This is a genomic window from Paraburkholderia sp. GV068, assembly GCF_003058125.1.
GTDB classification, from domain to species: Bacteria; Pseudomonadota; Gammaproteobacteria; order Burkholderiales; family Burkholderiaceae; genus Paraburkholderia; species Paraburkholderia graminis.
Genome location: NZ_QBUB01000009.1, coordinates 63,441 through 83,738, shown reverse-complemented (window position 1 = coordinate 83,738; position 20,298 = coordinate 63,441). Strand labels below are relative to the sequence as shown.

Genomic DNA, 20,298 nt, shown 5'->3' with positions numbered 1-20,298 from the left:
GTTGTCAGGGCGCCACCGGTTGTTTGGCGAGCGGCTGTGCCGCGTCGCTTTCGTGGTGGGCATTGGGTGGGTTGTCGGAAGCACGGCGCGCAGACGGCGCGTGTGACTGCGCTTCGGCGCGCAACTCCAGCGCGGCTGTCACGACTTCGCCGGGCGTCACGCCGAGCAGACACGCGTGATGATGTTGCGGACACTCGCTGCGATAGCACCAGCGGCATTCGACATCGCGAAACAGCACGCGATGCGGCGTCTGCCACGGCGTGTGCTGCGGATTCGTCAGCGCGTAAAGATCGACGACGGGCGTGGCAAGCGCGGACGCAAGATGGACCGGTCCGCTGTTATTCGACACCAGCACGCTGGCGCGCTCGATCAGCGCCGCGAGTTCGCCGAGCGACAGCGCCCCGCTCATATCGTGCAGTTGCGCGCGAACGCGAGGCGCGGCCGCCGCGATCACTGCATCGACCAACGGACGCTCGCTCGCGCTGCCGGTGATCAGGATAGGTGCGCCGGTTTCCGTGGCGAGGCGCGTGGCCACCTGGCCGAAGCGCTCCGGCGGATAGCGGCGCGATGCGGCCGTTGCGCCTGGGTGCAATACGATCCACGGGGCGCGGTGTTGGGTGCTGCCATTTGCGCGGCTTTTCGCGTCACTATGCACGCCGCGTGCCGCAAGCTGCTTCGCAAGCGCGCGCCTATCCGAATCCCGCACAGCGAAGCGCATCCGCGTATCGGGCGCTTGTGCGCCGACCTGGCGCACGAGATCGAGTTGCCGCTCCACCTCATGACGCGTGCGCTGCTGCGGCTCCGGTTCGCGCAGCCAGTCGCTGAGCAACGCATAGGGATTCTCGCGGCAATGCGCGAGCCGCCGCGGAATGCCCGCGAGATAACACAGCATCGCAGCGGGCAACGGGCTCTGACTGTAGACGGTGAAGATCACGGCCGCGTCGAAGCCGCCGTGCCGCAAGCGCTCCTGCATGCGCTGATCGTCGGCGAGCGAGCGCGAACTCGCGGCTGGATTCGCGACCCACGGCGCTTCGTATTCGATCACGTCGTCGACATCGTCCAGATACGGCGCGAGCGCGGCGCCGCTGCGCGAGCCGAGCAACGTGATATGACGGCCGGGGCCCGACTCGCGCAACGCGTGCAGCGCGGGCGTGGTCATCAGCACGTCGCCGAGGTTGTCGAGCCGCACGCACAGAATCCGCTTGATGTCCTCGCCCCAATGCGCGAGCTGCGGACTGTCGGGCACGCGAGCGTGCGCGAGTGTCGGCTGGGCGATGAGGAGCGGCGCGTTCATCGAGCGGTTTCCTCGCCGGCGGGCGCGGGCCGCGATACCGCTTCGACACTGCGCGCGACGATCTGCGCAGCCTCATACAAATCAGCGGCGCGCGCGCCGGGCACGCGCTGCGGGCCTTCTATCCACTCGGTCTCGTGGCCGTTGTCGAGCAGAATCGTGCGGCATCCGGCGCGATTGCCCGCTTCCACGTCGTCGAGAATGTCGCCGATGAACCAGCTTCGCGCGAGATCCAGCCGATGCTCGCGCGCCGCGCGCAGCAGCAGTCCGGGCGCAGGCTTGCGGCAATCGCAGGCGGTCGCGTAGGGCGCGACCGTGCCGTCCGGATGATGCGGGCACCAGTAAGCGCCGGCGAGCGTCGCGCCGCATTCGCTGAACATGCGCGCGAGTTCGGCTTCCACCTCCTTTAACGCCGCGCGCTGAAACTTGCCGAGCGCGACGCCCGACTGATTGCTGATCACGAACAGCGCGAACGGCTGGCTCGCGAGCAGCGTCAACGCTTCGCGAGCGCCGGGTGCGAGGCGCATCAGCGAAGGGTCGATGTTGTACGGCACGTCGTCGAGCAGCGTGCCGTCCTTGTCGAGAAACACAGCGGGTTGCAGCATGATGATGGCGGTGCCGAAAACGTAAGCGATTCGCCGGAAACGGACAGTGCGTCCGCCCCGGCTCGACGAAACAGGCTGCGCTGATAGCGCTGCGACGACGCGGCGTTCTAGCGGAACGACGCGCCGGCCGCCGCGCGCACGCGAACCTCCACGCGTTCTTCTTCCGCGGTCTTTGCCGGCACGAGCCGCGCCGTGCGCATATAGATTTGCGCGAGCGCTTCGCCCACGCCGCGCCACGTGAACTCCTTGCGTGCGCGTTCAAGGCCCGCTTCGCCCATCCGGCGAGCGAGCGCGGGGTCGCGCCGCAACTGGTCGAGACGCGCGGCCAGCGCAGCCGGATCGCGCGGCGGCACGAGGAACCCGGTGATGCCGTCCGCCACCGAATAGCGGATTCCGCCGACGTCCGCGCCGATCACCGGCGTGCCGCACGCCATTGCTTCGACCGGCGTGATACCGAACGGCTCGTACCACGGCGTCGTCACGAAGACGTCGGCGGCGCTATAGAAGTAGCGCAATTGCGCGCGCCCGCGCCGCCCGACGAAGTGAGTCTGGCCGGTGACGCCGCAGTCGCGCGCGATGCCGCGCAAGCGCGCGATTTCCGGCGTGGCCTTTTCATTCGGCGCATCCGAATTGCCGCCCACGATGTACAGCTCGGCCGACGCGCTGAAGGCTTGCTTCAGCACGCCGACGCCACGCACGACGTTGTCGATGCCCTTGCGTTCCACGAGGCGTCCGAGTTGCAGCACGGTGAACTGATCCTGCTGCCAGCCGAGTGCTTCGCGGGCAGTGGCGCGGTCCATCGGATGAAACTCGTCGGCGTCGAAGCCGCACGGCACGGTCTGAATGCGCGCGGGGTCGGCCCGGTAATGCTCGATCAGATCGGCCTCGTCTTGTGGACATTCGGCGATCACCACGTCGGACTGCGCGACAAGGTCGTCTTCGATCGCGAAGCGCTCATCGGGAAAGCCGTCGTTCGCGCCCTGATGTATCCGGCGCACGCGGCCGAGTGCGTGGAACGTCGTAACGAGCGGCACGCCGAGCGCCGCTTTCACTTTCAATGCCGCGAGGCCCGACATGAAGAAGTTCGCGTGCATCACGTCATACGGCGTCTTCTCTCCGCGGAAGAACTCGATCAGAAACGCGGCGAACTCGTCCATGAAAGGCAGCAGCCGTTCTTTCGGCAACTGCATCGGCGGCCCTGCCGGCACATGGAGCACGCGCACGCCGTCCATGTCGGAGATGAGCGGCAGCAGCGCGCGGTCGCGCCGCGTGAACACATCCACTTGATGGCCCATCTCCGTGAGTTCACGCGCGACGTTCGCGACGTAAATGTTTTGTCCTCCGCTGTCGACGCCTCCGGCGACGGCGAGGGGCGAGGCGTGTTCACTGATGAGGGCGATCTTCATTGACATTCCTTCGCGAGATAGGCATTAGCAGGGCGGGCATCGCGCGGTTTGCTGAGCACTCTTATGCAATTTCCGCCGATACGACGCTGTTACCCGGCCACAGCATGTGGTGTGCCTATGCGCGGCAAGGCGCGCAAGAAACGTTGATCCGACAGTGGGTGCGGAGAAGCGCTGTAGCGTTCCCTTTTTCGCGGGAGAGAAGCGGTGTGGCGTTCCCTTTTTCTACAACCCGTCATGTAATTTCGAGTAGTACTTCCTGGAGAAGCGCGAATTTTTTTCTCTGCGATGCGAGAAGAATCGCGCCTGTCGTCGCGGTCTCGCGTGTGCTAAGTTTTGTCCGACGGCGGGCGCATCGTTTGCTCGTCACTGGCCTCGGCGCGCGACTCGACATGCCGCGTTTTTCGTCGCGCCGCTTTGTGAATCCGCATAGTGGAATCTAATGCCCGTTGCAGCGTCATTGCTGCGGCGGCTCTCTCAGGGACCTCATGCCGAACCCCGCCACGCTGCCCCGTTCCCAGTTGACCCGCCGTATTGCCGCCGACCTGACGCGCGCGGTCTGGCGCTACCGCAACCAGACGCTCGCCGCGTTGCTGCTGATGATCTCGGCAAAGCTCGCGACCGTGCTGATACCGCTCGTGCTCAAGCATGTCGTCGACGAATTGGGGCACCCGGTCGCGCAGGCGTTCTTTCCGGTGTTTCTCGTATTGACGTATGCGTTGCTGCGTTTTCTCGGCGACGCGTTGAACGAAGCGCGCGACGTGGTGTTCAGCATCGTGACGCAGCGCACGGTCGCCGCATTCACCGAGCGCACCTTCGCGCATCTGCACCGCATGAGTGCGCGTTTTCACACGAAGCGCGAGACGGGCGCAATCGTGCGCGATGTGCAGAAGGGCGCTGACGGCATCGGTTTTCTGCTTGGCGTAGCGCTCTTTACGATCGTGCCGACCGCGTTCGAAATCGTCACGATTGTCGCGATCATGGTTCACAACTACGCGCGCGAGTTCATGATCGCGATTGCCGCGACCTTCGTCTGCTATGCGGTCTATACATTCATCTTCACGCGGCGGCGCGTCGCGTTCCAGCGCGCGGTGAATGCGCTCGAGGCGCAGTCCGATGGCCGGCTTGTGGACAGTCTGCTCAATTACGACACCGTCAAATATTTCGCCACCGAAGACACCGAAACGCAGCGCCTTTCCGCCGTGCTCGACAAGTGGGTGCACGCGAGAACCGCGAATCAGCGTGCGCTGACCGCGTTGCATGTCGGTCAGAGCGCGGTGATCGCGTTCGGTATCGGCGCGATCATGCTGCTCGCGGCGCAGCATGTGGTGGCGGGGAGCATGAGCGTCGGCGATCTGATTCTGGTGAATGCGTACATCATCCAGATCTGCATGCCGCTCAACACGCTCGGCTTCGTGTTTCGCGAGACCAACGACGCGATGGTGAATGTCGAGCGCATGTTCGAGATACTCGCCGCGCGTGGGCGTGTCGGCGAGGATATTGACGAGCCGGCCGCGAAACCGCTGATCGTGAGCGCCGGACAGATCTCGTTCGAGCATGTGGACTTTGGCTACGACGCGGCGCGGCAGATTCTGCGCGACGTCGACTTTCATGCGTATCCTGGCAAGACGCTCGCGATAGTGGGCGGAAGCGGCTCCGGAAAATCGACGCTCGTGAAGCTGCTGTTTCGCCTTTATCAGCCGACGAGCGGCACGATACGCATCGACGGACAGGACATCGGCCAGGTCACGCAGAAGAGTCTGCGCGAGGCGATCGGCATCGTGCCCCAGGACACGGTGCTGTTCAACGAGACGATCGCATACAACATCGCGTATGGGCGGCCTTCCGCCACGCGTGCGGACGTGGTGCGGGCGGCGCGCGCGGCGCAACTCGACGAATTCATCGAACGATTGCCGGATCATTACGACACGCGCGTCGGCGAGCGCGGTGTGCGGCTCTCCGGCGGCGAGCGGCAGCGCATTGCGATTGCGCGCGCGATTCTGAAGGACCCGCGCATCATCGTGTTCGATGAAGCGACGTCAGCGCTCGACACGCGTTCGGAGCGCGCGATACAAACCGAGTTGACGCGGCTCGCGCAAGGCCGCACGTCGATTGTGATCGCGCACCGGCTCTCGACCGTGGTCGACGCCGACTGGATTCTCGTGATGGAGCATGGCCGCGTGGTCGAGCAGGGCACGCATCGCGAACTGCTCGCGCGCGACGGCGTCTACGCGAAGATGTGGTCGCTGCAATGGCAGCAGGGCGAACTCGAGCACGCGCAGCGCAAGCTCACCGCGCAATCGGTCAGTCTCGCCGCGCTGATGGCCGGCGTGATCGATGCGCTGCACGACGAAATCGCGGCGCGGCGTGTGACCTTGTACCCGCAGATCAGCGACAACGATCTGCGCGTGACGGGCGACCCGAGCGTGCTGCAACCGCTGATCGCCGACTTGTGCCGCAACGAGATCGAGCACGCGAGGCCCGGGCAGCGCATCGAGTTGCGCGTCGAGCGGCATAACAATCAGGTCTGGGTGACGGTGCTCGGCATGAGCGAGAAGCCCGCCGAATTGTCGCAGGCAGCGGCGCGTCATATGGAAGAAGCGCTGTCCGCTGCCGGCGGCAGCTTCACGCTGATGCCGCTCAACGGGCGGCTCGCGTATGTGGCGATGCTGCCGCTGCGTCCCGTGGCCGATGCGAGTGCGGGCACTCAAGCGGCGGCGCCCATTGCCGATGCCGACGGCGCAGCGCCGCTCGAAGGTCTCTTCGTGATGGCGATCGACGATCAGGAAGATGCGCTCGACGCGCTCGAAGCGGTGCTCACGGCGAGCGGCGCACGCGTGCGCACGGCGTCGTCGGGCAAGGAGGCATTGGACTGGTTCGCGCAGACCGCGACCACGCAATGGCCGCATGCGTTGCTATGCGACATCGTGCTCGCCGATGAAGACGGCTATGACGTGCTGCGCCGTTTGCGGCGGCTGGAAGCGGATCGCCAGTTGCCGTTGCAGGACCGCGTGCCGGCCATCGCACTGACCGGCTACGCGCAGGCCGAAGACCGCATGCGCGCGAAAATGGCTGGTTTTCAGGCACATTTGACGAAACCCGTCGCACCGCAAAAGTTGATCGGCGAGATTCGCAACCTTGCGATGGCGACCGCGCGCACTGGCGCGTAGCAACTTTTCGGTGCGCTCGCTTGGATCAAGCGATTCAGATCACGTGCTTGCGTCGGCTTTGCCAACCGTAGCCTTCGCGCGAGTGCTTGGCGCAGGCGCGGCCATCTGGCGTTCGCCGATGTGCACGCGTTCGCGCAGGTTGAGTACTTGAGGCGGTACGGGCCTGCGGTTTTTCAATGCCCACGCGAGACCGCGCAGCAGTGCGAGGCCATCGCGCGCAAGCGTGCCTTCGCGCGAGAACGTGGCGAGCGCCTGCGCTGTTGCGCGGCACGCTTCCGGCCACGGCAGGCGCAGCCACGCGACCCATGCAGCATTACGCGCGAGTGTGCGCCGCCGCAAAGTACTATCGCGCGCCGGCGACGGATGATGATGCACCGTCAGCTGATCGCAATAGACAATCGCGTGCCCGGACGCGAGCACATCGAGCGCGACAAGTTCTTCTTCTCCGCCGATGAAAAGACGCGGCTCGTAGCCGCCCAACTCGCGGAAAAGCGACGTGCGAAATACGCACGCGCCCGCCATGTAGCCGATTAACGCGGGCCCCGGCAGTCCCTCGCTGCCGAGCGGACTCGCGCGCATCACCGAGCACATGGGGTCCGTGATCCTGTCTTCGCCCACCACGACGCGCCCGCTCAAAACACCCACGTTGGGCCACGCGTCGAGCAGTTGCACCGCGCGTTCGAGCGAGCCCGACTCCCACCAGGTGTCGTCGTCGCAGAACGCGACATAGTCGGTGCCGACGCACTCGGCGGCGCGATTACGCCCGGCTGCGCCGAGATTTCCTCCGCATTCAATGATGCATACGGTCGGAAAGAGCGTCCTCACCAGCGCGACGGTATTGTCATTCGAGCCGTTATCCGCCACAAAGATGGGCGGATTTTCTGGAAGGGCGAGTAAGCGCTCGAGGGTGGCCACAAGCTCGGCGGCGCGGTTGTGTGTCAGAACGACTACCGAAATGCGCCGGGAAAGCGGTTTTTTATCCATGCTGTTCTTTGTTCTTGACGGGGCGATTCCCGCTTCAAGCAAACGATGTGCCGTTCGCTTTCAACTGGCTTCAGGTTTGGCCTGCGGTTTTTCTTCACGCTCGTTGTAGCCGCCAGTACTTTTCCTCGCAACAGAGCGTGGTTTCGGCATCAGGGCCGAATGCGCGTAGTTGGCTCGCATAAGCAGCAATCGCTTCGCGCTTCATCTGTTCATGCGAAACGGATTGGCGCGCGGCCGCGGCGAGGTCGTCGGCGGGACTCAGCAGGTAACCGCGCTTCGTCAGTTCTTCAATGCGATCGGGAACCGCGTGTTCCATTCGTCGATACGGAATCTCTTCGTAGGCGTGGAGTACCGCGTCGCCCATCCCGGCGATTAACGAAAGACAGGCATCCGATACCAGTGTGTGATCGGAGTGAAAGAGGCCGAGCGGGACCATGACGTTTTCGGGTTGATACGCATGGAGCGTGTGGCGCAGTGCTTCGGCCAATTCATCGCGCGACGGAGTGTGAAGGTATTGCGCGTCGCAAAACGGAAGATGGACGGGCCGGGCGCCCAGCATTTCCAGAGCATGGGCGTCTTCCTGTTTGCGCGCTTGCATTGCTTCGAACGCGTCTTTGAATCCCGATTGCCGATCCCAGTCGGTCGACATGTTCTCGCCTGGCGGCGCAGTGAAAACGGTGCAGACAATGGCGGACGGGCTCGCTGTCAGCAGCAGTCCACAGCTCAATACGGCATCGTCCAGATGCGGAGAAACGACGAGTAGGCGGGCGCGTGATTGCATCATTCTTTGATGTAAGTTGTCAGGAGCGGGGCAGCGCATTCCGAAGCAAATGCCAGGCCTGGCTCCGCTACGTCGTGGCCGCGATCGCATCCGGGAATGCTAGTTGCTCGCTTGGTCGTCGTACCGTTTTTTGCATGAGACCACGTGAGCGAAGCAAAGAACCCGTCGATAGCGGTGGTGCCCGTCGAAGTCCGCCGCGGGCAGATCACGGAGAAGCTGCCGCGCGAAGTCTTTCGCGAACGTTTTATGGCGCGCTTCTACGACCCCGCATTCCGCGCGGAAGACGAGGCGCTCGCGCGGCTCGAAGCGATAGCGTGGGACGCCTATTCGCACGCGCGTAAATCGCCGATAACGGCGAAGGCCGGCGCGGGCTATGCCGATCCCGACTACGAACTGTCCGTCGAATGGCGCGCGGCGAGCGAGCGCATCAAGGCCGCGCAAGTCCGGCAGCGCGACCCGGCTGGCCGTTCGCGCGTGCTCATCGTGAATGCCTCGTCGCGAAACGACTATACGTGCCCCAGCGAAATGTCGAAGAGCTTCCGCCTCGGGAAAATCGCGCAAGGCGCGCTCGAGCGGCGAGCGTTCGACGTCGACTTCCTCGATCTGTCGCGCCTGAATTCCGATCGCGATCTGCATATTCATCCCTGCAAAGGCTGTGTCTCGACGGCGATGCCGCTTTGCCACTGGCCATGCAGTTGCTATCCGAATCACTCGCTCGGTCTCGTGAACGACTGGATGAACGAGATTTACGAGCGCTTTGCGGCCGCGCATGGTGTGATTTTCGTCACCCCTGTCTATTGGTATCAGGTCGCGAGCCCGCTCAAGCTGCTAATGGATCGCCTCGTTTGCGCGGACGGCGGCAATCCCGATCCCACCTCGACGCACGGCAAGACGCCCGAGGAGGCGAAGAAAATCGAGCTTGCCGGCTGGGACTATCCCAAGCATCTGGCGGGCAGGGCTTATGGCCTCGTAGTACATGGCGATGTTGCCGGTATCGAAGGATCGCGCCGTGCGCTGAGCGATTGGCTCGACTGGATGGGACTGATAGAAGCCGGTCCGAAGTCGCGGCTCGACCGCTTTATCGGCTATTACGAGCCTTATGCGACGAGCCACGCGGCCCTCGATCGCGACGAGGCTATGCAGCAGGAAGTCGTGAATGTGGCGCAGGCGGTCGCCGAGCGCGTCGAGCAGATTCGCAACGGATATAAGCAGCCCGACGACGCGTTGCAAACGCCGCGCGCGAAATAGGCGCCCGTCGTCGCAGTGTTTCATCAACGTTTAACGCAATAGGGAAGGGTAAGCATGACAGACAAGGAAGCGGACGAACGGCGCCGGCTCGGTGGGTGGCTGCCGAGCAATGAGGAGCAACTCGCGCAATACCGCACCGACCTCGCGGAAAAAGCTCGCGCCCGTGCGGCGCATGCGCCGCGCACGGCAGCGGTCGAACAGCTCGCCGCGCTCCTCGACGGCGATCCGGTTCTTCGCATGGATATGACGCGGGCTATCAATCAGGCGCGCGATAAGGGCTATGTACTCGGCTATTCGTCGATAGAAGAGTTGATGGTCATCATCGACTATCTGATGACTTATGCGCCGCCGTTCAGCGAAAAGAGCCTGATTCACTGCCCGTTGAATGCGGTACTCGATTGGCCGATGTGCATGCCCTCCGGTTATGCGCTGTTTCGCGACCCTGCGTTCAATCAGCAGATCAAGCGTGTGCTTGATTGCTGGTGCGGATTCCTGAGCGGACCGCATTCGCGCGAGCATCTGAATACGTCGCCCCCGAACGGATGGTTCTCGCCCGAGGCCGACGAGAAGATCAACCTTTCGCAGTTCGTGTGTGATCCGGACAAGCCGTATTGGGGCTTCTCTTCATGGAACGACTTCTTCACGCGCCGCTTTCGCGAGGGCGAGCGGCCAGTGGATCAGCCGGATAACGACAAGATCATTGTCAGTCCCTGCGAGGCGGCTCCGTATAACATCCAGAGAGACGTCAAACTCACCGACAGTTTCTGGATCAAGGCGCAGCCTTATTCACTGCTGGACATCTTTTCGGCCGGCCAGCGGGAGCTTGCGCAGCGTTTTGTCGGCGGTTCCATTTACCAGTGCTTTCTCAGTGCATTCGATTACCACCGCTGGCATGCGCCGATCGCGGGCGTCATTAAAAAAGCTTATGCACTGGACGGCACCTATTACTCGGACGCCGATGCGGAAGGCCGCGATCCCGGCGGTCTTAACGACTCGCAGGGGTACATTACCGCGCTGGCGGCACGGGCAATCATCGTGATCGAAAGCGACGATCCAGCCATTGGCCAGGTGGGCTGCGTATTTGTCGGTATGGCCGATGTATCGTCGTGCATCATCGAAGCACTGCCGGGTCAGCGGGTTTCAAAGGGCGACGAAATAGGCTTTTTCCAGTACGGCGGTTCGACGTGCTGCCTCGTATTCGAGCGGGACGTGATCAGCAGTTTCGTTCCGCAGCCCCCATTCGACAACGCATCGTCAATCAAGGTGAAAACGCACGTTGCGACGGCGCGCTAGCGAAACGAAGCGTTGGTTCGTTAGTGACGTTCAAATGCCGCGAAGCGCGACTCGCTCCGCGGCATTTTCTTATTACAAGCGACTTCTCAAATAGCGGATCGGAACTCAACCCGGCTGCTTACCCGATCCAAGATCTGCTCCCGTCACCGGATCGGTCGCAGTGTTCGAAGCGGTTCGCGAAGCCAGCGCGCCGAGTACTTCGACGTCCGCTTGCGTCACGTTCACCGACGGCAAACCGTCGCCGCCGTCCACCGCCGGTTGCGGCGCTTCCACGAATTCCCATTCCGGCCCTTCGTTCCATGGACCGCGTGCGTCGCCTTCGCCCGAGGACATGTTGTAGTACACGTTTGTAAATTCTGGAACGCCCGGCAGCTTGCCCTGCGGGAAGTTCGGCTGGATAGAATGCAGCGCTTTTTCGAACGACTTCTGGTGAGCGATTTCGCGCGTCATCAGAAAGCCGAGTGCGTCCTTGATGCCCGGATCGTCCGTGATATTCAGCAGCCGCTCATAGACGATCTTGGCGCGCGCTTCCGCGGCGATGTTCGAGCGCAGATCGGCGGTCGGCTCGCCGATCGTGTCGATATACGCGGCCGTCCACGGCACGCCCGCGGAGTTCGTCAGCGGAGGCCCGCCGCCGTACAGCAGCGCGGTCGTGTGCGAGTCGTTGCCCCCGCCCGTCAGCGAACGATACAACTCCGCTTCCTGCTCGACGCCTTCGGCCAGTTGGCCTTTCGCACCCTTGTTCAACATGGCGACGATCGAGCCGATCACTTCGAGGTGGCTCAACTCTTCCGTGGCGATGTCGAACAGCAAATCCTTGCGGCCCGGATCGTCTTCAGCGACGGCCTGGGTGAAGTACCGGCACGCGGCTGCCAACTCGCCCTGGGGCCCGCCGAATTGCTCGAGCATCAGGTTGGCGAGGCCCGGATTAGGGGCGGCGACACGCACGGTGTATTGAAGTCGCTTGTTGTGAACGAACATTGGCTTCTCCGTTGAGTATGGTTGGGAAACGTTGGACTGCACGCTTGCCTGCGCATGCGCCGTACCTGGTGCGAATGCGACGCGCTACGGTCAATCACATGCCCGTCCGCTTCGCCAGGCACACCCGTTGCGCGATGCAGGGCTCCTAACCACTACCTTGGGAGTTGCATATGACACAGCGAAAGACTGTCGATGATCTGTTCGTTCACATGCTGTCGGATATCTACAGCGCCGAGAAGCAACTGACCAAAGCACTGGCGAAGCTCTCGCGCGCTGCGTCCGATCCGCAATTGAGCGAGGCATTCAAGGTTCACCTGGAGGAAACGCAGGGACAGGTGGAAAGAATCGACAAGGTTGTAGAAAGTTGTGGCGTGAAGTTGAAAAGAATGAAGTGCGTCGCGATGGAAGGGCTGATCGAAGAAGGCCAGGAACTCATCGACGAAATCGAAAGAGGACCGGTGCTCGACGCGGGTCTCGTCGCGGCCGCGCAGAAGGTGGAGCACTACGAAATCGCGTCGTACGGCAGTCTCTGCGCGATCGGCAAGCAGTTGGGCTTTACCGAGGCGGTTAATCTGCTGAAGGAAACGTTGGAAGAAGAAAAGGCTACGGATCTGAAGCTCACCGAATTCGCGGAGCGCGCCGGCAACGAGAAGGCAAAGCAGCAGAAGTAAGCAGCGGTAAGCAGCGCGGTTCCCGTCGAATGACGAGCGAAATCCCGCCCGTTTCAGGGCGGGATTTTTTATGGCAATACGCGGCGACGCACCGCGCGGCGCGGAACCTGTATCAGGTTTTATCGCCCACAGCGCGGCTTCCTACCTGGTCGAGTTTGCCTTGCAACTCCGTCTTGCGCTTCGCGATCTTCTGGCCGAGCCCTTTGACGTCGAGATTGGCCTTGCGCAATTCGGGGAATAGCTCGTTCTCTTCTTCCTCGACGTGATGTTGCACCATTTCGCTCATCACCTTGAAAGTCGCGTCGAAGCCCTTATCGCCCGCCTTCAGCGTTTCGAATTTGCTGATTAGCGTCTTCACGAGGAAGTGCTCGACGTAGGCTTCCTCGACATCGACGACATCGCTTGACGGAAGCGCTTTACCCGCGGCCGGATAAAGAAGTTCTTCCTCGATGATGGTGTGAATAGTCAGTTCTTCACACGCGCGTTGGGCGAGGGTGGCTTTCGCTTCGAGATCGTCCTCTTTGGCCTGCTTGAATGCGGTGAAAAGCTTTTCGACCGCGCGATGGTCCGCGATCAGTAATTCCAGTGCGTCGTCGGTGTTGGGGGTTGGTTGTTGTTCCGGCATGTCGCTCTCCATGTTGGACGCCGCCGCGTGGCGGCATGTCTGAGCGAAGCATCGCAAGCATTGTGCCCGTTGGCGGGCGGCTCTCTGCCAACAGTCAGCTTTTGCTCTTGCGCGGCGCCGCGGCATTCACGAGCGGATTGAATGCGGCCCTTCCAGCAGGCTTGCGTGCGGACGTGTCGGCGTCTTCGCTCTTCGCGGAGCCGCGTCGCCCGTTAGACGATGTACCGCGCGTACCGCGTGTGCCGCCGGATAATTGCCTCGCGAGTTCGGCGCTGTCTTCGTCGTCTTCTTCTGCCGGCTCTTCTTCCTCGACTTCTTCTTTGACTTTGCTCGCTGCACGGCTTGTCTTTTTCGTTTTCGGCGCGCCCGCAATATGTTCAACGATGGACATGAACGACTTGCGCTCCGCCCGCAGCGATTCGCCCGGCAGCATGGTCAGAGCGACGACTTCGTGAAGCGAGCGTCCGTCGACGGAGCGCTCTGTCGGCTCGGTGTCCCAGTCGGGATTCGCCGTGGCGAACGATGCGATAAGCCGTTCGAGGACGGCGGGCGACAGTACGCCGCCGTCATACAGACTGATGATCGCGCGCTCGGCGAGAGCGAATGGTGTGGCGGAAGCTTTGGGCACCGGTCTCGCCTCCTGGCCGATAGAGCGCGCGCGAGTTCAGTGGCTTGAGTTCTTTAAACAGCCTGTCGCGCTTCGCTGCCTTTCAGCTCGCCATGACGATGCGCATGAGTGGCCGCGTATTTGAGTTCGAAGTGGGCGCCTTTGCCGCTGCGCGTCGGCGGAAAATGTTCTCCTTCTACGCAGGTCACTTCGAATGTTTCCTTGCCGTCGTCATGAACGACTGCATAGATGCCGGACGTCTTGACGATTTCGCCGGGCTTGAACGAGTTATCTCCTGCCATTTGAAACTCCGTGAGTGAGTAGGCGACAAGCTTCGCGATGCAACGCTTGTGCCACGCGCGTCAAATGCGGCGCTCAGAAAACACGCAACGGGCTCGACCTTCGCGCGGGGCCCACAGGACTGCCTTCGCCAAGCAGTACCTGAACGATTCCGCGCGTCGATACGCTGACCCATGCGGAATGGATGTCTTTCGCGCGAACCCAGCGGCACCGGCTGATCTCTCGGCCCGGAACAGGCTCGATGTCATCGGGAATACGCGCGGCGAATACATAGTGGCGAGTGCGCGCGCCCCAGAATTCGAAGATGTAGTGAAGCGCGAGATCGGTCAATTGCGTTTCTTCCAGAAGTTCGCGAATGGCCGCTGCCGCGACCGATTCGCCAGGCTTGCATCGGCCGCCGGGCAGCGCCCATCTTCCATTCGATCTCGCGACGAGGAGGATGCTATTGGCGCGTAGACAGAGTATGGTGGCTCGCTGCTTCATCGGATATCGGGCAAGAAAGGGCGACCTTACAAAGCATGCACTATGCCTTCCCGGCAAGCGTCCGGGAACCACAAATGCTACTCGCAGGGCAGCGTCTTCCGAGCCTGCATGGGTGGGCTATTGTTGCAATTCAATTTGAATCATTGTCTGTAGAGGTGGCGAACATGTCGAAGCCGCATCGGTTTCCCCCCGCGCTCGCGGTCCCTGGTATCGTATTTATCATTATCGGTTTGGCGTTAGCCGCGGGCGGAGTCCCGCTGGTCACGCTTGGCGGCTCCTGGTATTACGTCATAACGGGCATTGCGATCGCGCTGACCGGTGTGCTGCTGTTCATTCGCCGGCGGTCGGCGCTCTGGTTGTTCGCGCTCGTTCTATTCGGTTCGACCATTTGGGCGGTCACGGAAGCACGCTTCGATTTCTGGCAATTGCTGCCGCGTTTGTGGGTGTGGCTGGTGCTCGCATTGTGGCTGCTGTTGCCGCCCGTCGCGGGCAAACTGGTGTTCGGGCCGCCGGCCGCGCATCGCGAGGGCGTGGTGCCGTTGGCTGCGGCCGTGATCGTGACGGTGCTGCTTGGCATCGGCACCGCATTCAATCATCCGTACGATCGCCCCGGCACGCTGGCTTCCACCGCCGCGGCGCCGAGCGCGACGCTTGCCGGCGATGCGAACCGCCAGGCCGGCGACTGGACCGACTATGGCGGCTCGCCGTTCGGTCAGCGCTATTCGCCGCTTACGCAGATCACCCCTGAAAATGCGCGGCAATTGAAGGTCGCCTGGCAATTCCAGACCGGCGACAAGCCGGGTCCGGGCGACCCGACTGAAACGACCGATGAAAATACACCCATCAAGGTAGGCAACAAATTGTTCCTCTGCACGCCGCACAGTATCGTGATTGCACTCGATCCCGCGTCGGGCAAAGAACTGTGGCGCTACGATCCGCATATCCAGAGTCCCGTCGGTTTCAAGCACTGGGAACATATGACATGCCGCGGCGTGTCGTATCACGACGACGCGATGTATTCGGCGAATGCGACGACCGGGGCCGCGGAAAATGCAGCGGGGGCTTCTGCGCCGGGCACGAGCACTGGTGAGAATGTGGCTTCAAATGCGGCCTCGAATGCGGCTGCGGCTTCGGGCGCGACTGCAAGCGTGACTGCGGATGCATCTTCCGGCGCGGCTGCATCGACGCCTGCGGCCGACGCCGCATCGGCAAGCACCGAATCGGCGAACGCGGCTTCCGCGGCGGCTGACACTACGCAATCCGCATCGGCTGCGACTACTGCGAGCGATACTGCCGCCGCCACGCAGCAGACAGCCAACGCCAGCACCAACGCTGCAGCCAGCGCCGAATGCCCGCGCCGCATCTTCCTGCCGACCGCCGACGCGCGCCTCATCGCGCTCAATGCGGACACGGGACAACCGTGCACGCACTTCGGCAATAACGGTCAGATCGACCTGCGCACGAACATCGGCCCGTTCACACCGGGCGGTTATTACTCGACATCGCCGCCGGCGGTCACGCGCGATCTCGTGATTATCAGCGGTCACGTCACCGATAACGAATCGACCAACGAACCCTCCGGCGTCACGCGTGCATTCGACGTGCATGACGGCCATCTCGTGTGGAACTGGGACGCGGGCAATCCGGACGCGACGCAGCCCGTTGGCCCCAACCAGACATATGTTCGCAATTCGCCGAATATGTGGTCGGTGTTCAGCGTCGACGAGAAGCTCGGCATGGTCTATCTGCCGCTCGGCAATCAGACGCCGGACCAATGGGGCGGATTGCGCACGCCGGCTTCCGAGAAAGTGGCAGCAGGCGTGGTTGCACTCGACCTCGCAACCGGCAAGATGCGCTGGAATTATCAATTCACGCATCACGATCTGTGGGATATGGACGTCGGCGGCCAACCTTCGCTAATCGATTTGCAGACGGCAGGCGGCGTGCAGCCTGCGCTAATTGCATCGACGAAACAGGGCAGCATTTATGTGCTGAACCGCGAGACCGGCAAGCCTATCGTGCCTATTACAGAAGAACCCGTGCCGCAAGGCGCCGCGTCGGGCGACCACACATCGCCGACGCAGCCGTTCTCCGCACTTAACTTCAAGCCGCCGAAAGTGCGCGAACGCGACATGTGGGGCACTAATCCTTTCGATCAGTTGTGGTGCCGCGTCAAATTCAAATCGTTGCGTTACGACGGCATGTTTACGCCGCCTTCGGAACAGGGATCGCTCGTATTTCCGGGCAATTTCGGTGTATTCGATTGGGGCGGTGTCGCGGTGGACCCGGTGCGGCAAATACTCATCGCGAATCCGAGTTACATGGCCTTTACTTCGAAGCTGATACCGCGTTCGCAGATTCCGTCGGACAACGGCGAGAAGAAGGGCAGCGAAACGAGCGGCATCAAGCTCGCTCGCGGCACGCCGTATGGATTCGAGATCAACGCATTTCTTTCGCCGCTCGGCATTCCGTGCCAGGCGCCGCCGTGGGGTTATGTCGCGGGCGTCGATCTGCGCACCAACAACATTGTGTGGGAGCACAAGAACGGTACGATCCGCGATAGCGCGCCTTTGCCGATTCCGATGCCGCTCGGCGTGCCGAGTCTCGGCGGCATGGTGACGACCGCCGGCGGCGTCGCGTTCCTCTCGGGTACGCTCGACTACTATTTGCGCGCGTATGACGTGCGTAACGGCGAGCGCTTGTGGGAGGCGCGCTTGCCCGCAGGCGGCCAGGCTACGCCGATGACCTACGCGGACAGCAATGGCAAGCAGTATGTACTCGTCACGGCGGGCGGCCACGGCTCGCTCGGCACGAAGCAGGGCGACTATGTGATCGCGTACACGCTGCCGTAATCAAGGGTTTGCATTGAAGACCAGAGCGCCGGCGAGTACGAGGAAGAACTCCCTCGTATTCGCCGGCGCAATACGCAGTACGCAATACGCATTCGCAACGCGCGACTATCGACAAAAACTTGAAAACGTTACGCGTCGGCGAGCAAACATTTCACCGGGCACAATTGAAGAACCCGTTCCACAAAAGAGTTAATGCGCAGCCGCGCGTAATATAACTTTCAATACGCCTGCTATTAGGCCTACCGTGGCCACGCCCAGCATCCATAAACCGACGAACCATGCGAATCGTCGCCACATGTCAGTGGTATCCCTCGCCGGGGCGCATTTTGCCTTTGAAGACGGAATACGCGTAGACGGTATAGCCGAGAATCATCGGTACGGTAATCGCAGCGCCTACCAGAAGAAATAGCAGGCTCGAGTGCGGCGCAGCGGCATCGCGGAAAGAAATGGCGGGCGGCACCAGGTTCGGATAGAGGCTGATGAGAAGTCCCGCATAGCAAAGAATGAAAATGCCATAGGCAAACAGCAAGGGCAGTACATGCCTGCGCGCCGACAGACTGCGCCAGAAGCCGGCCGCGAGAAGAACCAGCAAGATCGGCACTGGCGCCGTGAATGCAATCGCGGGCCAGCGGAACCAGCGCTCGGCGAGTGAGCCTTGCAGCATCGGCGTCCATAGCGTGACCACCACGATGAGCGCGAGTACCGCCACGGCCATGCTGCGCGCGTAGCGCCGGCAGCGTTCATGCAGTGGACCTTCGGTGCGCCAAATGAGCCAGCAAGAACCCAGCAACGCATAGCCGACGATCACCGCGAGTCCGCACAACACGGTGAAGCCCGTGAGCCAGTCCCACCAGCCGCCGGAATACGAAACCCCTTCGACGTGGATGCCCTGAAGCAATCCGCCGAGCACGAGGCCCTGGCATAAAGCAGCCATGACGGAGCCGGAAAAGAAGGCGACGTCCCACCACATGCGCCCCGGGCCTGTCGCGCGAAAACGGAATTCGAAAGCCACGCCGCGAAAGACGAGTGCGAGCAGCATTGCGATGATCGGCGGATAGAGCGCGGGCAGAATGATCGAATAGGCGAGCGGAAAAACGGCAAAGAGTCCGCCGCCGCCGAGTACGAGCCATGTCTCGTTGCCGTCCCATACCGGCGCAATGGAATTGACCATCAGGTCGCGGTCTTCCCGATTGCGCTCAACGGCGAACAGAATGCCCACGCCCAGATCGAAGCCGTCGAGCAGCACGTACGCAAGCACGGCAAACGCGAGAATCGCGGCCCATATGAGCGGCAGATCAATCGTGGCGGCTGTCATGGCGTGGGTCCTGTGAAAGAGCGTTATCGCTAGAGGCCGATGCTGGTTGCCGTTGCGCGGGGCCCGGCGTGATGCCCGCGCTGCGATGCGGCTTGTCCTTCGCGGGCCCTTCGGTGGCGAGCGACGGCGGCCTCGCCATGAGCCGCAACAGGAACACCATTGCCGCGCCGAATACGATCAGATAGACCACGCCGAAAGCCGCGAGCGATGTTGCAACGCCGGGCGCGGCGATGGGCGATACGCTGTCGACGGTACGCAAGTGGCCATACACGGTGTAAGGCTGACGGCCGACTTCGGTCACAGTCCAGCCGCACAGCAGCGCGATCAGCCCGGAAGGTCCCATCGCGACCATGAGCCGGTGCAGCCAGCGCGCGCGATAAAGCGAATGCCGCGCCCGCAATGCGAGGCTCGCAAAGCCGGTCAGCGCCATCAGCACGCCAAGTCCGACCATGATGCGAAAGGTCCAGAAAATAAGAGGTGAAAACGGACGATCGGCCGGCGGGAATTCCTTCAGCCCCTTAATCGAGCCGTTCCATGTATGCGTAAGAATCAGTGCGCCGAGGTGCGGAATCTCGACGGCGTAATCGGTCGTTTCCGTCTTCATGTTTGGCATGCCGAACAATATGAGCGGCTGGCCCGGTTTCGATTCCCAGTCGCCTTCGAGTGCGGCGATCTTCGCGGGTTGATGCTTGAGCGTATTGACGCCGTGCTGGTCGCCGGCAAGGATCTGGATCGGCGCGACGATGCACGCCATCCACAACGCCATCGAAGCCATCAGCCGCGCCGGCTCGTTGCTCGAATCGCGCAGCAGGTGCCACGCACCCACCGCGCCCACGATGAATGCCACGCTCAAATACGCGGCAAGCACCATATGCACGAGCCGATAGGGGAACGACGGATTAAAGATGATGCTGAGCCAGTCCGCGGGAAAAAAGCGGCCGTCCACCATCGTGAAGCCCTGCGGCGTTTGCATCCATGAATTGACGGCCAGAATCCAGAACGCGCTCATCAACGTGCCGATCGCCACGAGCGCCGTGGCGAGAAAATGCAGTCTGGGTCCGACGCGCTTCATGCCGAACAGCATCACGCCGAGAAAGCCCGATTCGAGAAAGAATGCGGTGAGTACTTCGTAGCCCATCAGCGGGCCTACTACAGGACCGGCACGGTACGCAAAGCCCGCCCAATTGGTGCCGAACTCATACGACATGACGAGGCCCGACACCACACCCACGCCGAACACCACGGCGAAAATCGTCAGCCAGTAGCGAAATACGGCCAGATAGACCGGCTTGCCGGTGACGAGCCACGCACCTTCGAGAACCGCGAGATAGCTGGCGAGCCCAATGGACATCGCCGGAAAAATGATGTGAAAGGCGATGGTGAAGCCGAATTGCGCGCGGGCGAGAAAGAGAGCGTCAACCGAGGGTGGCATCGCGGAACCTCGAGTAAGGGACGTGAGCGGACATCGACGAACGGGCAATCGCCCGGCAAGCGCTCATGCAGGGTAGCAAATACGTGACCCGATTGCTTGAATGGATGCGGCAGTGCGAACGGGCACGCGGTAGTGCCTTGTAACTCGCCGTGTAACCCGCCTTGTAACCCGCCTTGTAACCCTATTGTCAGCAGCAGTGCTCATTGCGCGGCACGGGTACATGCTTTGCTCACCGCCTGTACATTGACGATCGCGCG

17 protein-coding genes are annotated in these 20,298 nt (G+C 62.2%); 5 read left to right on the top strand and 12 right to left on the bottom strand.

All coding sequences use genetic code 11. The features are described from left to right. Positions 1 to 4: 4 nt before the first annotated feature. The 3 genes from waaF to C8K18_RS19175 all read right to left on the bottom strand — a co-directional run bounded on the left by waaF (position 5) and on the right by C8K18_RS19175 (position 3,302). Entirely contained in the window at positions 5 to 1,294 is a 1,290-nt protein-coding gene (gene waaF, locus C8K18_RS19185; protein WP_029966274.1) for a lipopolysaccharide heptosyltransferase II, read from the bottom strand. Continuing rightward, positions 1,291 to 1,896 (bottom strand): HAD-IIIA family hydrolase, encoded by a 606-nt coding sequence (locus C8K18_RS19180; protein WP_053859471.1) that lies wholly within the window; start codon positions 1,894 to 1,896, stop codon positions 1,291 to 1,293. Before C8K18_RS19180 ends, waaF begins: the two co-directional genes overlap by 4 nt. A 107-nt stretch (positions 1,897 to 2,003) precedes the next feature. Beyond that, entirely contained in the window at positions 2,004 to 3,302 is a 1,299-nt protein-coding gene (locus tag C8K18_RS19175; protein WP_107708871.1) for a glycosyltransferase family 1 protein, read from the bottom strand. Between the two features lie 485 nt (positions 3,303 to 3,787). On the opposite strand from C8K18_RS19175, the gene C8K18_RS19170 reads away from it, so the two are divergent. Then, the gene (locus C8K18_RS19170) at positions 3,788 to 6,469 is read left to right on the top strand and encodes an ATP-binding cassette domain-containing protein (protein ID WP_107708869.1); all 2,682 of its coding nucleotides are present in this window, start codon (positions 3,788 to 3,790) and stop codon (positions 6,467 to 6,469) included. Positions 6,470 to 6,508: 39 nt separating this feature from the next. On the opposite strand, the gene C8K18_RS19165 is transcribed toward C8K18_RS19170, so the two are convergent. Together C8K18_RS19165 and C8K18_RS19160 are read right to left on the bottom strand one after the other, a co-directional pair. Continuing rightward, on the bottom strand, positions 6,509 to 7,453 hold the full coding sequence (locus tag C8K18_RS19165) for a glycosyltransferase family 2 protein (RefSeq protein WP_107708867.1): 945 nt from the start codon (positions 7,451 to 7,453) through the stop codon (positions 6,509 to 6,511). 94 nt (positions 7,454 to 7,547) lie between these two features. Next, a complete protein-coding gene (locus tag C8K18_RS19160) occupies positions 7,548 to 8,273 on the bottom strand; it encodes a PIG-L deacetylase family protein (RefSeq protein WP_258196149.1) in 726 nt (241 codons plus the stop codon). 177 nt (positions 8,274 to 8,450) lie between these two features. On the opposite strand from C8K18_RS19160, the gene C8K18_RS19155 reads away from it, so the two are divergent. Together C8K18_RS19155 and C8K18_RS19150 are read left to right on the top strand one after the other, a co-directional pair. Beyond that, the gene (locus tag C8K18_RS19155; protein WP_107709075.1) at positions 8,451 to 9,482 is read left to right on the top strand and encodes a flavodoxin family protein; all 1,032 of its coding nucleotides are present in this window, start codon (positions 8,451 to 8,453) and stop codon (positions 9,480 to 9,482) included. 54 nt (positions 9,483 to 9,536) lie between these two features. Beyond that, complete coding sequence (locus tag C8K18_RS19150) at positions 9,537 to 10,775, top strand: phosphatidylserine decarboxylase family protein (RefSeq protein WP_107708863.1); 1,239 nt, start codon at positions 9,537 to 9,539, stop codon at positions 10,773 to 10,775. Positions 10,776 to 10,880: 105 nt separating this feature from the next. Here the strand turns inward: C8K18_RS19150 and C8K18_RS19145 are convergent, their stop codons facing one another. Further along, positions 10,881 to 11,756, bottom strand: coding sequence for a manganese catalase family protein (locus C8K18_RS19145; protein ID WP_053859466.1), 876 nt, complete (start codon positions 11,754 to 11,756; stop codon positions 10,881 to 10,883). A 170-nt stretch (positions 11,757 to 11,926) separates the two neighbouring features. Between C8K18_RS19145 and C8K18_RS19140 the strand changes: the two genes are divergently transcribed. After that, the gene (locus tag C8K18_RS19140; RefSeq protein ID WP_006049352.1) at positions 11,927 to 12,427 is read left to right on the top strand and encodes a ferritin-like domain-containing protein; all 501 of its coding nucleotides are present in this window, start codon (positions 11,927 to 11,929) and stop codon (positions 12,425 to 12,427) included. Between the two features lie 112 nt (positions 12,428 to 12,539). Here C8K18_RS19140 and C8K18_RS19135 read toward each other — a convergent pair whose 3' ends face one another. The 4 genes from C8K18_RS19135 to C8K18_RS19120 form a co-directional block, all read right to left on the bottom strand. Beyond that, the gene (locus C8K18_RS19135) at positions 12,540 to 13,052 is read right to left on the bottom strand and encodes a hemerythrin domain-containing protein (protein WP_029966258.1); all 513 of its coding nucleotides are present in this window, start codon (positions 13,050 to 13,052) and stop codon (positions 12,540 to 12,542) included. A gap of 94 nt (positions 13,053 to 13,146) precedes the next feature. Beyond that, positions 13,147 to 13,680 (bottom strand): hypothetical protein, encoded by a 534-nt coding sequence (locus C8K18_RS19130; RefSeq protein ID WP_107708861.1) that lies wholly within the window; start codon positions 13,678 to 13,680, stop codon positions 13,147 to 13,149. A 53-nt stretch (positions 13,681 to 13,733) separates the two neighbouring features. Further along, positions 13,734 to 13,961 carry a hypothetical protein gene (locus C8K18_RS19125; RefSeq protein WP_107708859.1) on the bottom strand — a complete coding sequence of 76 codons (228 nt, stop codon included), beginning with the start codon at positions 13,959 to 13,961 and terminating at the stop codon, positions 13,734 to 13,736. 73 nt (positions 13,962 to 14,034) lie between these two features. After that, positions 14,035 to 14,442 (bottom strand): NUDIX hydrolase, encoded by a 408-nt coding sequence (locus C8K18_RS19120; RefSeq protein ID WP_044021019.1) that lies wholly within the window; start codon positions 14,440 to 14,442, stop codon positions 14,035 to 14,037. A 164-nt stretch (positions 14,443 to 14,606) separates the two neighbouring features. Between C8K18_RS19120 and C8K18_RS19115 the strand changes: the two genes are divergently transcribed. Further along, complete coding sequence (locus tag C8K18_RS19115; RefSeq protein WP_107708857.1) at positions 14,607 to 17,294, top strand: glucose/quinate/shikimate family membrane-bound PQQ-dependent dehydrogenase; 2,688 nt, start codon at positions 14,607 to 14,609, stop codon at positions 17,292 to 17,294. 298 nt (positions 17,295 to 17,592) lie between these two features. On the opposite strand, the gene cydB is transcribed toward C8K18_RS19115, so the two are convergent. Further along, the gene (cydB, locus tag C8K18_RS19110; protein WP_107708855.1) at positions 17,593 to 18,609 is read right to left on the bottom strand and encodes a cytochrome d ubiquinol oxidase subunit II; all 1,017 of its coding nucleotides are present in this window, start codon (positions 18,607 to 18,609) and stop codon (positions 17,593 to 17,595) included. Next, on the bottom strand, positions 18,590 to 20,041 hold the full coding sequence (locus tag C8K18_RS19105) for a cytochrome ubiquinol oxidase subunit I (RefSeq protein WP_107708853.1): 1,452 nt from the start codon (positions 20,039 to 20,041) through the stop codon (positions 18,590 to 18,592). Before C8K18_RS19105 ends, cydB begins: the two co-directional genes overlap by 20 nt. Positions 20,042 to 20,298: the final 257 nt, after the last annotated feature.

Excerpts from the sequence above, each read along its gene's own strand:
- C8K18_RS19165 (WP_107708867.1), bottom strand. The coding sequence starts at position 7,453 with ATGGATAAAAAACCGCTTTCCCGGCGCATTTCGGTAGTCGTTCTGACA.
- C8K18_RS19160 (WP_258196149.1), bottom strand. The coding sequence starts at position 8,273 with ATGCGCTGCCCCGCTCCTGACAACTTACATCAAAGAATGATGCAATCA.
- C8K18_RS19105 (WP_107708853.1), bottom strand. The coding sequence starts at position 20,041 with ATGCCACCCTCGGTTGACGCTCTCTTTCTCGCCCGCGCGCAATTCGGC.
- C8K18_RS19150 (WP_107708863.1), top strand. The coding sequence starts at position 9,537 with ATGACAGACAAGGAAGCGGACGAACGGCGCCGGCTCGGTGGGTGGCTG.
- C8K18_RS19115 (WP_107708857.1), top strand. The coding sequence starts at position 14,607 with ATGTCGAAGCCGCATCGGTTTCCCCCCGCGCTCGCGGTCCCTGGTATC.
- C8K18_RS19170 (WP_107708869.1), top strand. The coding sequence starts at position 3,788 with ATGCCGAACCCCGCCACGCTGCCCCGTTCCCAGTTGACCCGCCGTATT.
- C8K18_RS19135 (WP_029966258.1), bottom strand. The coding sequence starts at position 13,052 with ATGCCGGAACAACAACCAACCCCCAACACCGACGACGCACTGGAATTA.
- C8K18_RS19140 (WP_006049352.1), top strand. The coding sequence starts at position 11,927 with ATGACACAGCGAAAGACTGTCGATGATCTGTTCGTTCACATGCTGTCG.
- C8K18_RS19120 (WP_044021019.1), bottom strand. The coding sequence starts at position 14,442 with ATGAAGCAGCGAGCCACCATACTCTGTCTACGCGCCAATAGCATCCTC.
- C8K18_RS19175 (WP_107708871.1), bottom strand. The coding sequence starts at position 3,302 with ATGAAGATCGCCCTCATCAGTGAACACGCCTCGCCCCTCGCCGTCGCC.
- C8K18_RS19125 (WP_107708859.1), bottom strand. The coding sequence starts at position 13,961 with ATGGCAGGAGATAACTCGTTCAAGCCCGGCGAAATCGTCAAGACGTCC.
- waaF (WP_029966274.1), bottom strand. The coding sequence starts at position 1,294 with ATGAACGCGCCGCTCCTCATCGCCCAGCCGACACTCGCGCACGCTCGC.
- C8K18_RS19145 (WP_053859466.1), bottom strand. The coding sequence starts at position 11,756 with ATGTTCGTTCACAACAAGCGACTTCAATACACCGTGCGTGTCGCCGCC.
- cydB (WP_107708855.1), bottom strand. The coding sequence starts at position 18,609 with ATGACAGCCGCCACGATTGATCTGCCGCTCATATGGGCCGCGATTCTC.
- C8K18_RS19180 (WP_053859471.1), bottom strand. The coding sequence starts at position 1,896 with ATGCTGCAACCCGCTGTGTTTCTCGACAAGGACGGCACGCTGCTCGAC.